At 70.8% G+C, this 12,141-nt stretch carries 10 protein-coding genes and 1 pseudogene; 7 read left to right on the top strand and 4 right to left on the bottom strand.

What is annotated here, in order from left to right:
- Positions 1 to 10 precede the first annotated feature (10 nt).
- From ACP6CK_RS13460 to ACP6CK_RS13450, 3 genes and pseudogenes are all read right to left on the bottom strand, one after another.
- Complete coding sequence (locus ACP6CK_RS13460) at positions 11 to 790, bottom strand: ABC transporter permease (RefSeq protein WP_426959522.1); 780 nt, start codon at positions 788 to 790, stop codon at positions 11 to 13.
- Positions 790 to 1,617, bottom strand: coding sequence for an ABC transporter permease (locus ACP6CK_RS13455; RefSeq protein WP_426959521.1), 828 nt, complete (start codon positions 1,615 to 1,617; stop codon positions 790 to 792). The genes ACP6CK_RS13460 and ACP6CK_RS13455 overlap by 1 nt, the downstream gene beginning before the upstream one ends.
- Before the next feature lie 124 nt (positions 1,618 to 1,741).
- A pseudogene (locus ACP6CK_RS13450) lies at positions 1,742 to 2,005 on the bottom strand (DUF4387 family protein); the annotation flags it as partial.
- A gap of 476 nt (positions 2,006 to 2,481) precedes the next feature.
- Here ACP6CK_RS13450 and ACP6CK_RS13445 point away from each other — a divergent pair.
- Together ACP6CK_RS13445 and ACP6CK_RS13440 are read left to right on the top strand one after the other, a co-directional pair.
- Positions 2,482 to 3,180, top strand: a complete 699-nt coding sequence (locus ACP6CK_RS13445; protein ID WP_426959520.1) for a methyltransferase domain-containing protein — start codon at positions 2,482 to 2,484, stop codon at positions 3,178 to 3,180.
- 40 nt (positions 3,181 to 3,220) lie between these two features.
- Entirely contained in the window at positions 3,221 to 3,832 is a 612-nt protein-coding gene (locus tag ACP6CK_RS13440; RefSeq protein ID WP_426959519.1) for a hypothetical protein, read from the top strand.
- 17 nt (positions 3,833 to 3,849) lie between these two features.
- Here the strand turns inward: ACP6CK_RS13440 and ACP6CK_RS13435 are convergent, their stop codons facing one another.
- The gene (locus tag ACP6CK_RS13435; protein WP_426959518.1) at positions 3,850 to 5,520 is read right to left on the bottom strand and encodes an aminotransferase class III-fold pyridoxal phosphate-dependent enzyme; all 1,671 of its coding nucleotides are present in this window, start codon (positions 5,518 to 5,520) and stop codon (positions 3,850 to 3,852) included.
- A 32-nt stretch (positions 5,521 to 5,552) separates the two neighbouring features.
- On the opposite strand from ACP6CK_RS13435, the gene asd reads away from it, so the two are divergent.
- From asd to ACP6CK_RS13410, 5 genes are all read left to right on the top strand, one after another.
- Complete coding sequence (asd, locus tag ACP6CK_RS13430; protein ID WP_426959517.1) at positions 5,553 to 6,449, top strand: archaetidylserine decarboxylase; 897 nt, start codon at positions 5,553 to 5,555, stop codon at positions 6,447 to 6,449.
- 198 nt (positions 6,450 to 6,647) lie between these two features.
- The gene (locus ACP6CK_RS13425; protein WP_426959516.1) at positions 6,648 to 7,583 is read left to right on the top strand and encodes a Bug family tripartite tricarboxylate transporter substrate binding protein; all 936 of its coding nucleotides are present in this window, start codon (positions 6,648 to 6,650) and stop codon (positions 7,581 to 7,583) included.
- An 88-nt stretch (positions 7,584 to 7,671) separates the two neighbouring features.
- Positions 7,672 to 9,144: an amidase gene (locus ACP6CK_RS13420; protein WP_426959514.1), complete on the top strand. Its 1,473-nt coding sequence runs from the start codon at positions 7,672 to 7,674 to the stop codon at positions 9,142 to 9,144.
- Complete coding sequence (locus tag ACP6CK_RS13415; protein WP_426959513.1) at positions 9,144 to 10,715, top strand: ABC transporter substrate-binding protein; 1,572 nt, start codon at positions 9,144 to 9,146, stop codon at positions 10,713 to 10,715. The genes ACP6CK_RS13420 and ACP6CK_RS13415 overlap by 1 nt, the downstream gene beginning before the upstream one ends.
- Positions 10,716 to 10,949: 234 nt before the next feature.
- Complete coding sequence (locus tag ACP6CK_RS13410) at positions 10,950 to 12,032, top strand: YncE family protein (RefSeq protein WP_426959512.1); 1,083 nt, start codon at positions 10,950 to 10,952, stop codon at positions 12,030 to 12,032.
- Positions 12,033 to 12,141: the final 109 nt, after the last annotated feature.

Raw genomic sequence — 12,141 nt, 5'->3', positions numbered from 1 at the left:
CGCGGCCGGGTCAGCGCCCGGCCCAGTGCACCACGCGCCGCTCGATCAGCAGGAGCAGGCGGTCGATCGCGATGCCGGTCAGCCCGATCACCAGGATGCCGGCGAAGACGTAGTCGGAGCGGAGGAAGCGACCGGCATCGAGGATCATCCAGCCGATGCCGGAGGAGCCCGCGATGATCTCGGAGGCGATCAGCGTGCCGTAGACGATGCCCAGCGCCAGCCGGGCCCCGGTGAGGATCTCGGGCAGGGCGGAGGGGGCGACGACGTGCCGGAACACTCCCCAGCGCGTGGCACCCAGCGCGCGGGCGGCGCTCAGCCGCTCCGCCGGGATGTTGCGCACCCCGTCCCGCGCCGCGATGGCCGAGACGGGCAGGGCGGCGAGGAAGAGCATCGTGATCTTGCTCGACTCCCCGATGCCCAGCCAGACGATCAGCAGCACGAGATAGGCGAGCTGCGGCAGGGGGCGGAGAAACTCGATGAAGGGCGCGGCCGCCGCGTCCAGCCGCGGCGCGTAGCCCATGCCGAGGCCGAGCAGCGTTCCCGCCAGGGCGCCCGTGAGGAAGCCTGCGCCGACGCGCAGCAGGCTCATCTCCAGATGCTCCAGCATCGTGCGGCCCTTGTAGCCGTCCTCCATCAGTTCGTTCAGGCCGGACCAGAGATCGGCGGGGCCGGGCAGGAAGAGGTCGCTGACCAGCCCGCCGGCCGTTGCGCCCCACCAAGCGGCCAGGACGATCGCGATGGAGAAGGTCGAGATGACCCAGGCGGGGAGGGACGCGGCGCGGCGGCGCATCAGTCGCGCCCCCGCCAGTGGACCAACCGACGGTCGATCAGCCGCAGCAGCCACGCGAGCGCAACGCCGAGCAGGCCGAGCAGAAGGATGCAGAGGATGATGACGTCGTTGCGCAGGAAGTGGCTGGCCGAGATCACCATCCAGCCCAGCCCGTCCGTCGCCGCCATCAGCTCCGCCGAGACGACCGTGGAGAAGGCGGCGGCGAGGGCGATCTGCATCCCCGTCAGGATCATCGGCGCCGCGGAGGGCAGCACGACGTGGCGGAACACCTGCCCGCGCGACGCCCCCATGGCCCGCGCCGCTTGGATGCGTTGCAGCTTCACGCCCCGCACGCCCGCCGTGCTGGCCGCGACGATGATCGGGAAGGCCGTGAGAAAGAGCAGCGCGACTTTGGAGCCGTTGCCCGTGCCCAGCCACAGGATCAGCAGGATCATGTAGGAGAGCGGCGGCAGGGGCCGCATGAACTGCAGGATCCAGTCCAGCGCCGCGGCCACGCCCCGCCGGGTGCCCATCCACAGGCCCAGCGGCACCCCGGCCAGCACCGCCAGCCCGAAGCCGCCCCCCAGCCGCCCGAGGGTGGACAGGGCATTCCCCAGCAGCGTGGTGCCGCGAAAGCCGTCCCGCGTGATGTCCACGGCCGCCGTCCAGACCTCGGCGGGGGAGGGGAGCAGGTCTCGCGGGACCACGCGCCCTTCCGAGGACGCCCACCAGGCGAGCAGCATCGCCCCCAGGGAGGCCGCGCCGATCCACGCTCCGGGACGGCCGAGCCGCCTCCGCCGCCGCCCTGCGGCGGGAAGCGGAAGCTGGATGGCGGAGGCAGCTCTCATGCTGGTGCCTGGGTCCTCGCAGGGCGTCTCGGATCGTCGGGCAGCAAGGCCCGTGCCAAGGCTAGGCGTCGCCATGGCGATCCGGCAAGCAACCGTGCGGCCCGGGTCGATCCAATGCCCTTTTTCAGATGCCTGAAAAGCCAAGTGTGAGAACCGCGGCGGCCTCAGGGAGCCGCCGGGACCTCCAACCCAGCAGGGGTGCGTCGTGTTGGCTGCCGAAGACGTCGCCGTCCCCCGGGGTTCCGCTCGGTGCCTTCCGCGTGATGGTGAACCTGATGGCGAAGGCGGGGTCGAAGGCCACGTGGTTGGTGATGCGGCAATCCGGGACGCCGAGGACCTTGCAAACCGCCGCCCACGAGAGGACGCCGCTGCGGCGCACGTGGTCATAGCTTTCCCGCGCCGACGTCCGCCGGGCAGTATCATCTCGATGTCATGACTTTGTCGGGCGAGCGGGCTGGCGGTTCCGTCCGATCCCGCAGAAGGCCTCGTGTTGTCGCAGGATCATGGACAGGGCTGCCCCTGGTGTCGTCGAGATCGGGTCAGGGCGTTGACCCGACGGAAGGACCCGTAGGAACACTGGTCGGCACCAAACCCGAGGAGGTTCCCCGGCCTCTGGACATGGCAGCCCTATGACTCTCGGGACCGCCATCGATCGCGGCCGGCGCTCCGCGAATCCGCAACAGAATTGCAAACGATCCGTCGCTGGCCACGGCTCCACATCTATGACACGTCGTCGCGCGTTCTCGCGAACGAGGTTGACGCGTTGTTGCCCGCATGGCGTTTGTCCAATCACCCGATGATGGCCCCACACGGCACCCAGGTGCATCCGGTGAGCATGGCGGTTCCGGGACGGGAAGCCCGACCTTGAGTCCGATCCATGATGCGGAGGTTCCGGCCCTCGCCTATGATCGCTGGGCGCCGGTCTACGACCTCGTCTTCGGCCCGGTGTTCCGGCAGGGACGCCGCATCGCGATCGAGGCGGCCGACCGGGTCGGCGGGCGCGTTCTGGAGGTCGGTGTCGGCACCGGCCTGTCCCTGGCCGGCTACGGGCCGGGGATGACGATCTTCGGCATGGACATCTCCGCGCCGATGCTCGGCAAGGCGCGGCAGCGGACCGAGCGCGAGCGCCTGGACCGCGTCGGCGGCCTGATGGTGATGGATGCCGAGCGACTGGGGTTTCCGGACAACAGCTTCGATGTGGTGGTTGCCCAGTACGTGGTGACCGCCGTTCCACATCCCGAGCGAGCCCTGGACGAATTCCTCCGCGTGCTGCGGCCCGGCGGGGAGATCATCATCACCACCCGCATCGGCGCCGAGCGGGGACTGCGCGGCGCGATCGAGCGCCTGCTCATGCCGCTGACCAGCCGCCTGGGATGGCGCACCGAGTTCCCTTGGGCGCGATACGCCCGCTGGATCGAGAGCACCCCCGCGGCCCGCCTCCTCGAGCGGCGCCCCTTGCCGCCCCTCGGCCATTTCTCGCTTCTCCGCCTCGCGAAGGAGGCGCGCGATTCCGCGCCGGCCGGGCATGGCGCGGAAGCACAGGTCCTGGCCGAGCAGGCCTGATGCACCCCGACCAGGAGACCGTCACCATGAAGGACCCGCGATGACCGGCTTCATCGAGCACCTGAGGGAGCAGCGCTGGGACGACCATCGCTACTACCACCACAGCCGCATCAATCAGAGCCTGCACCTGCTGAGCGCGATGAGCTTTCTCTGCGCCTATGCCGTCGCGTTCAAGGACCCGGCCATCGCGGCGCTGATCGGATGGCTCGTCGCGATGACCAGCCGGCAGGCGGGGCACCTCTTCTTCGAGCCGAAGGGCTACGACCACGTCAACCACGCCAGCCACGAGCACAAGGAGGAGATCAAGGTCGGGTACAACCTGTTCCGGAAGATCATCCTCATGTCGATCTGGGCGCTGTCCCCGCTCGTCCTGCTGCTCGACCCGACGCTGCTGGGCACGCTGGAGCCGCACGGCACGGCCGCCGAGTTCGTTCGCAACCTCGGCTGGTTCTGGCTCTTCCTCGCCGTCGCCGGCCTGCTGTTCCGGACGGTGCAGCTCTTCTTCATCCGGGACGTGCGGACGGGCCTCGTCTGGGCCACGAAGATCCTCACGGACCCCTTCCACGACATCAAGCTCTACCACCGTTCCCCCGGCTATCTCCTGCAGGGGCAGCGAATCGATCCGTCCATCGCGCGGCACCACCCGCGATAGCGCCGCGGCCGCCGGCGTCAGCCCGAGGGGCGCCGGCGGCGCGCGAAGATCTCCCGCAGGATGCGTCGGCGGATGCCCTTGTTGGTAGCGTCGGGGCCCGCCCACCAGCCGTCCCGCTCCATCGCCCGGGCGGCCGCGACGAAGCGGTCCGCCACGGCGGTGAAGTCAGCCTCGGTGAAGTTCAGGCTGAAGATCAGGCGGCCCGTGCCCACCCAGCTCAGCGCCAGCCCTTCGGCCCGGAGATAGTATTGCAGCATCCAGTTGTAGCGGGCGGGGCGGGTGTAGAGCACCGTCCAGACGGTCGAGAGGTTGGCCACCCGCACCGGCAGCCCCTCTGCCTCCAGCCGACCGTTCAGGGCTGCGGCGCGCGCATCCCAGGTATCCTCCAGCCCGTCATAGAGGGCCCGCGCCGCCGGCGTCTCCATGTGCCGGAGGAAGGCGTCCATGGCGCCCATCACATAGGGATGGGAATTGAAGGTGCCGCGCGCGAAGCAGACGTCGCCCGGCCGGTCGTCCCGGAAGCGGCGCATGACCTCGCGCCTGCCGCACAGCACCCCGACCGGGAGCCCGCCGCCGAGCGTCTTGCCGTAGGTCACCATGTCGCCTCGGACGCCGAAGTATTCCTGCGCGCCGCCGGGCGCCAGGCGGAAGCCGAGGAACACCTCGTCGAGGATGAGCACGATGCCGCGCTCCGTGCAGATCTCCCGCAGCCGCCGCAGCCATTCGGCATAGGCCGCGCGGTCGAAGCCGGCCTTCCGGCCGCTGTCCACCAGCGACGAATCCGAGGGGGCCGCGCCGTTCGGGTGCAGGGCCTGGAGCGGGTTCACCAGCACGCAGGCGATGTCGCGCCGCGTCCGCAGGACGTGGAGCGTGCGATCCGACAGGTCGTTCAGCGTGTAGGTCTCGCGGGCCGGCTGCGGGTTGCCGATGCCGGGCTGCACGTCGCCCCACCAGCCGTGATAGGCGCCAGAGAAGCGCACGAGATGCGACCGGCCCGTGTGGTAGCGCGCCAGCCGCACGGCCTGCATCACCGCCTCCGTGCCCGACATGTGGAAGGACACCTCGTCCAGTCCGGAGATCGCGCGCAGCCGCCGGACATTGTCGGCCACCACGGGATGGTAGGCGCCGAGCACGGGCCCGAGGTCGCGGACCTGGGCCACGCCGGCCTCAATCAGTGCCTTGTAGGTGTCGTTGCCGAGCAGGTTCACGCCGTAGGAGCCGGTAACGTCGTAGAACACGTTGCCGTCGAGGTCGGTGACCGTCACGCCATGGGACGACTCCAGGAAGGCGCCGGTCGGCAGGTGCTCGCGCACATGGCGGCTGTACTGGAACGGCACGCGGTAGGCGGAGGTGAACTGGAGGTCGGACAGGCCGGCCCGCGCCTCCGCCGTCAGCGCTACGCTGCGCGGGAAGCGCTCGCGATAAAGGGCGGCAAGCCGCTGGAAGCCGTCGCGCCGCCGAGCCGCCACCTCGGGCGGGGCGTCGTCGGAGTCGAAGAACCCCGCTTCGTCAAATTCGTAGAACGGGATCATCGTGGCGATGCGCCGCGCCATCCGGACGTGGCCGGTCAGCGACGGGTGCTTCGCCCGCGAGAGACGCAGCCGCGCCCGCCCCTTCACGAGCGCGGCGAGGATCGCCCCGGCGCTCGCCGCATAGGGTGCCAGCACCCCCAGGCCGGTATTCAGCATTCCTTGAATCCCTGGAAGGAAGGAGGGCGGCGGTGACGATCGTGCGGTCCGCCCTGGCCCGCATCGCGGGCCATGAGGGCATCAACTTCGTCCTGACGAACCGCATCCCCCGCCGATGGGCGACGCGCCTCTTCGGCTGGTTCAGCCGCATCGAGAACCCGGTGGTCCGCGACCTGAGCGTCGCGACCTGGCGGCTCTTCGCCGATCTCGATCTGAGCGACGCGCGGACCTCGGAGTTCCGCTCCCTGCGCGACGTCTTCGTACGGCGGTTGAAGGACGGGGCGCGGCCGGTGCATCCGGATCCGGAGATCCTCGTCAGCCCCTGTGACGCGATCGTCGGTGCCCAGGGGCGCGTCGAGGCGGGGCAGGTCCTGCAGGTGAAGGGCTCGGCCTATGCGCTGTCGGACCTGCTCGGGGATGCGGATCACGCGGCGCGCTTCGCGGGTGGCCGCTACGTGACGCTGCGCCTGACCTCGAGCATGTATCACCGCTTCCACGCGCCGCAGGACCTGTGCGTGGAATCGGTCACCTACATCCCCGGCGACACCTGGAACGTGAACCCGCCCGCGCTGCGGCGGGTGGACCGCCTGTTCTGCCGCAACGAGCGCGCGCCGATCCGGGCGCGACTGGATCGCCGCGGGTATCCGATCACCCTCGTGCCAGTCGCGGCAATCCTCGTCGCGGGCATCCGGCTGGGGTTCCTGGGGCCGGGCACCGAGCTGCGCGTGGGTGGGGCGCGCGTGATTCCCTGCGACGCCGCGCTGCGGAAGGGCGAGGAGATGGGGTGGTTCGAGCACGGCTCGACCATCATCCTGCTCACGCCGGAGGGCTTCGCGCTGCACGAGAGCGCGGTGGAGGGCAGGATGATCCGCGCGGGCCAGCCGCTGCTCCGCTTGCCGCGGGACGAGGACAGCACCGCGTTGGGGTGAGGGGGCCGGGCGGGGCACCTCCGGCAGCGCACCGATGATCCGGTGCGAAGCGTCCTCTGACATGGGTCTCCGGCTCGGATCGTGTCCGTCCATAGGCAAACGGGGCGGGGCCGGGCGTGAAGATCCGGTGACGGTGGCCGGATGGCGCCGCCGGCGGCCCGGGTGCTAGCGTCGGCGCAGGCAGGGGGAACACCGAAGATGCGCTGGATCGTCCTACTGGTCGCCCTGTGGGCGTTGCCCGCTGCCGCGCAGGAGGCTTACCCAAGCCGCCCGGTCCAGCTCATCATCCCCTTCCCGCCGGGCGGCAACACGGACCTGATGGCGCGCGCACTTCAGGCGGAGCTCTCCCGGGCGCTCGGCCAGACGGTGGTCGCGGTCAATCGCGGCGGGGCGGCGGGTGCTATCGGCAACGCGGAACTCTTTCGCGCCCGGCCGGACGGCTACACGATCGGCCTGTCGCCCAACAACGCGGTGACGACGCAGCCCTACCTCCAGACCGTGAACTACACGGCGGAAGGGTTCCGCTATCTCTGCCTCGTCTACGACAACCCGCAGGTGGTGATCCTCGGCCGCAACGCGCCGTTCCGCGACCTGCAGGGCATGATCGCCCACGCCCGGACGGGGCGGGAGGCGCTGGTCTATGGCGTGCCTGGCATGGGAAGCACGCAGCACATCCTGACGCTGCAACTGCTCCGCGCGGCCGGCGTGGAAGGGCTGGCCGTTCCCTTCATCGGTGCCGGCCCTATCGCGCAGGCCGCGCTCGCCGGGCAGATCCAGGTTTTCGTGGAGGCCGCCTCCATCCCCGCCGCGACGGGCCTTCCGGTGATCGCCGTGATGGGCAGCCAGCGGATGGCGGGGTTGCCCGGCGTGCCGTCCACGGCCGAGCTGGGCTATCCGATGGCCGGCACCACCTATGGTGGCCTGCTCGCGCCGGCCGACCTGCCCGATCCCATCGCGAGCACCCTTGAGCGGGCCTGCGGAACCGCGGTGAACAGCGAGGGCTTCCGCACCGCGGCCGAGCGTCTGAACGCCGTTCCGAGCTTCCAGCCGGGCGCCGTCTTCCGGGAACGCTTCGTCACGGAGAGCGCGGCGAACCGCGCGCTGCTGCAGGAACTTGGCATCGGCCGGCAGTAGGGGCACGCACTCGGCGCGTCGTTGACCGCCCTCTTCCCCCTCCATAGGCTCCAGCGATCGGTGGATTGATCGTTCTGGAGGCTCGCGCTTGGCAGACCTGGTCCAACTTCCGGCGGCCGAGCTGCGGCGGCGCATCGCGCGGCGCGATCTCTCCCCGGTCGAGCTGCTGCGCGACGTGCGGGCGCGGATCGACCGGCTGAACCCGTCGCTCAACGCCTTCGTCGAGATGTGCTGGGACCGGGCGGAGCGGGAGGCTGTGGCGGCTGAGGCCCGGGCGATGCAGGGCGGTGACCTGCCGCCGCTGCTGGGACTGCCCGTGGCCGTGAAGGAATCCACGAATGTCGAGGGGCTGCACACGACCCTCGGCAGTCCGCTCTTCGCCGATCGCGTCGCGGCGGAGGATGCGCCGACGGTCGCCGCGATCCGCGCGGCGGGCGGGATCGTCATCGGCAAGACGAACGTGCCCGAACTCCTGCAGGGCGGCACGTCGCGGAACACGATCTACGGGCTGACGCGCAACGCGCATGATCCGTCCCTGTCCTGCCTCGGCTCTTCCGGTGGGTCGGCGGTCGCGCTCTCGGCGGACATGGTGCCGCTGGCGACGGGATCGGACATGGGCGGCAGCATCCGCGGCCCCTCCGCCGGCAATGGGACGGCGGGCCTGCGGCCCAGCCCCGGCCTCGTCGCCTATCCCAGCCTGCCCATCGCCTTCGACGTCTCCTCCGTGGTCGGGCCCATGGCGCGCTCCACCGAGGACGTGATGCTGCTTCTCGCGGGCATGATCTGCTCCAGCCCGCTCGATCCTTTCGACTGGACCCCTGACCTCGCGCCGCTGCTGGACCCCGTGCCGGCCGATCCCCGCACGCTGCGCGTCGCCGTTTCCCCGGACCTCGGCTGCGTGAAGGTGGATGCCGGCATCCGCGCGCGCTTCGAGGAGGTGATCGCCGCCATCGCCCCGCATGTCGGACGGGTGGAGTGGGTGACGCCGGATTTCGGGCCGATCACCCACGCCTTCTACATGCTGCGGACCCTCGCCTACCTCGTCGCCTACGGGGAGGTTCACGAGACCGCCCCCGACCGCCTGACGCCGCAGAAGAACGTGGACCTCCGCCGCGGCTTCGCCGCCTCCACCCGCCAGATCGCGGAGGCGCAGCGCGTGCAGACCGTGGCCTTCCGAGCTCTGGCCACGCTGCTGCAAGGCCATGACGTCCTGATCACCCCCGGCGCCAATGAACCGCTGCCGAGCGTCGCGGAGGTGGAGCGCCGCGAGGCCGCGCTGCGGGCCGATAACGCCCGCTACGGCGCGGACGAGTACGACTTCGACCGGATGCCCTCCGCCTCCATCAACACGCCGATCACCTGGACCGCCCATCCGGTGGCGACCATCACCGCCGGCAGGGGGCGGGACGGGATGCCCTTCGGCATCAACCTGATCGGCCGCTATCGCGACGACGTGCGCCTGCTGCGCATCGCCCTGGCGGTCGAGCAGGTTCTGCACGCGCAGGAGGGCTTCGGCCGGCCGATGCCGGACCTCTCGCGCCTCGCGGCGGTGCCGGCCTGATGCGCGGCGGCCGCCGCGCGCTCCTCGCCGCCGGGGCTGCGGCGCTCGCCGCGCCTGGGGTTCGCGCCCAGGCCGCAAAGGTCCTGCGCTTCGTCCCGCGCAACGACCTCGACGTGGTGGACCCGGTCTGGACGTCCACCTACGTCACACGCAACCACGGCTACCTCGTCTACGACACGCTCTATGGCCTGGACGAGAACCTGCGCCCGCACCCGCAGATGGTGCAGGGCCATGCGATCGAGGATGATGGCCGCACCTGGAACCTGACGCTGCGCGACGGCCTGCGCTTCCACGACGGGGAGCCGGTGCTGGCGCGGGACTGCGTCGCCTCCATCCGCCGCTGGGCCGGTCGCGACCCGCTCGGCGCCGCGCTGATGGCCGCGACCGACGAACTCTCGGCCCCCTCTGACAGGGGCATCCGCTTCCGGCTGAAGAAGCCCTTCCCGTTGCTGCCGGACGCGCTGGGCAAGGCCGCCTCCCACATGCCCTGCATCATGCCGGAGCGGCTGGCGCGGACCTCGCCGACCACGCCGGTGCGGGAGGTCATCGGCAGTGGACCCTTCGTCTTCGACACGGCCGAGCGGGTGCCGGGCGCGCGGAACGTCTACAAGCGCTTCGCCGGCTATGTCCCCCGCCCGGACGGCACGCCGAGCTTCACCGCAGGCCCCAAGATCGTGCGCCTGGAGCGGGTGGAATGGATCACCATGCCCGATGCCGGCAGCGCCTCCAGCGCGCTCTCCGCCGGGGAGGTGGACTGGTTCGAGCGACCGCCCGGCGACCTGCTGCCCCTGCTCCGCCGGAACCGCGAGATCGTCATCGAGATCAGCGATCCCGCCGGCCAGATCAGCATCATGCGGCTGAACCACCTGCACCCGCCCTTCGACAATCCGGCCATCCGCCGGGCGGTGCTGGGCGCGGTGGATCAGGCGGACTTCATGCGCACCATGATCGGCGACGATCACAGCCTGTGGCGCGACAAGATCGGCTTCTTCACCCCTGGCCCGACCTCGGGCGCCGTGCCGGACCTGATCACCCGCCCGCGCGACCTCGACCGCTCCCGCCGGGAGATCGAGGCGGCCGGCTATAGCGGGGAGCCGGTGGTCGCGATCCAGGGCGCCAGCTCCGCGACCGCGGGCATCTCGGAAGTCGCAATCGACCTCATGAAGCGGATCGGCCTGCGGGTGGAGCCGCTGCCCATGGACAACGCCGCCATGAACCAGCGGCGCGTGCGGCGGGACCCGCCGACGTCCGGGGGCTGGAGCGCCTTCTTCACCTCCTTCGGCGGGCTGGACCAGAAGGACCCCGCCGGCCACATCGCCCTGCGCGGGGACGGCGACCGGGCCTTCGCCGGCTGGCCGGACAGCCCACGGATCGAGGCGCTGCGCGACGCCTGGTTCGACGCACCGGATGACGCGGCGCGCACCGCGCTCTGCACCCAGCTCCAGCAACAGGCGGCGATGGACGTGCCCTACATTCCCCTCGGCCAGTCACTGGACCCGACCGCCTATCGCCGCAACATCACCGGCGTGCCGCGCGGCTTCTGCCTGTTCTGGGGCGTGGATAAGGGCTGAGTCCGGGGCTGTCGCGGGAGGGGACGTTCTCTCCCGCGATCTTGGTCCCCCGTCGCGCCGTTGAGGCATCCGTGACGGTCGGACCGGCGCTTCCTCCGCCGCTGCTCGCCTCGGTTAAGACCATCGACTGGACCTCGTCTATCTGCTAATGCGAGCCAATCGCAAATACGTGCCTGGTTGGCGCACCATCGCCATGTCGTTCCATCGCCAGGACGCCGGATCGGAAGGCTCGAGATGCTGATACGTCCCGTCGGTGCCGCTATCGGTGCCCCGACCCTGTCCCGCCGCGGTTTCGCCGGGCTGCTCGGGGCCGCGGCGCTCGCGATGCGCGCCACACCTGGCCACGCGGCGCCGGCGGTGGAGCGGAGCGTATCGGTCGCGCCGGGCCTCTACGAACTCGTGGTCAGCACCGCCACGAACCTCCTGCATGTCGCAAGCGCCGGCAGCCGCGGTGGCTCGGAAGCGAAGGTCGTGGGCCTCGACCTCCGGACGCTGGAGCCGCGCTCGACCATTGAACTCGGCAACGAGCCGGTGTTCGGCGTGGCGGTGAATGACCGCACGGGCACGCTCTTCGGCACCAGCACGCGGGCGGGCAAGGTGCTGGCGATCGACCTCCGCAGCGGCACGGTGAAGGCGCGGATCGGCGAAGGGCAGGGGGCCCATGTCCGGCAGGTGATCGTGGACGAGGCGCGGAATCGGGCCTTCGTCTCCGTCTTCGGCGCGCGCGATCGCCCGAGCGCCATCTGGATGCTCGACGCCGCGGCGGACGGGGTCGCGGGCGTGATCAACGAGGGGCTGGAGGGCGGCATCATGGGCATCGCCCTCGACCCCTCGGGCGACCGGCTCTTCGCGACCGCCCTGCAGTCGAACGAGATCGTGGAGGTCAGCCTCTCCCGCAAGGCGGGCATCCGGCGCTTCAGCTCGGGCGCCGAGGGCGCGATCAACCTCGCCTTCGACGCGGCGAGTGGGCGGATCTTCTGCGCGAACCAGCGCAGCGGCCGCCTCACCGTCCTGGATGCGGCCTCCGGCCGTCTGCTGGCGTCCCTGGAGACGGGGGCGGGGGCTCTCGGCGTCGCCCTCTCCGCCGACGGCGCGCTGGCCTATGTGGCGAATCGCGGCGCCGGGACCGTGAGTGTCGTGGATGCGCGGGGCCTGTCCGTCATCGCGAGCGTCGAGACCGGAACGCACCCGAACACCGTGGCCGTGGATCGGCGCTCCGGCCTGGCCTACGTTACCAACAAGGCCCGCATGGCCCCGCGAGGCCAGCCGCCGGTGGAGGACCCGAGCGGGGATTCGGTGAGCCTGATCCGGGTCTGATCGGGTGCGCTGGTGAGAGAAGGTTGGGGAGAAGGTATTCTCCCCAAACCCCTCATCTGTTCTTATCAGGCTGCCGCGGAACGATTCTGACCGGGGCCACGCCGGTTGA

It is taken from the genome of Muricoccus radiodurans (genome assembly GCF_050154705.1).
Taxonomy (GTDB): Bacteria; Pseudomonadota; Alphaproteobacteria; order Acetobacterales; family Acetobacteraceae; genus Roseomonas; species Roseomonas radiodurans.
This window is presented reverse-complemented; position numbering and strand designations above follow the sequence as displayed.

Coding starts and splice junctions, on each gene's coding strand:
- ACP6CK_RS13460 (WP_426959522.1), bottom strand. CDS start 790: ATGCGCCGCCGCGCCGCGTCCCTCCCCGCCTGGGTCATCTCGACCTTC.
- ACP6CK_RS13425 (WP_426959516.1), top strand. CDS start 6,648: ATGCGCTGGATCGTCCTACTGGTCGCCCTGTGGGCGTTGCCCGCTGCC.
- ACP6CK_RS13415 (WP_426959513.1), top strand. CDS start 9,144: ATGCGCGGCGGCCGCCGCGCGCTCCTCGCCGCCGGGGCTGCGGCGCTC.
- ACP6CK_RS13455 (WP_426959521.1), bottom strand. CDS start 1,617: ATGAGAGCTGCCTCCGCCATCCAGCTTCCGCTTCCCGCCGCAGGGCGG.
- ACP6CK_RS13410 (WP_426959512.1), top strand. CDS start 10,950: ATGCTGATACGTCCCGTCGGTGCCGCTATCGGTGCCCCGACCCTGTCC.
- ACP6CK_RS13440 (WP_426959519.1), top strand. CDS start 3,221: ATGACCGGCTTCATCGAGCACCTGAGGGAGCAGCGCTGGGACGACCAT.
- ACP6CK_RS13435 (WP_426959518.1), bottom strand. CDS start 5,520: ATGCTGAATACCGGCCTGGGGGTGCTGGCACCCTATGCGGCGAGCGCC.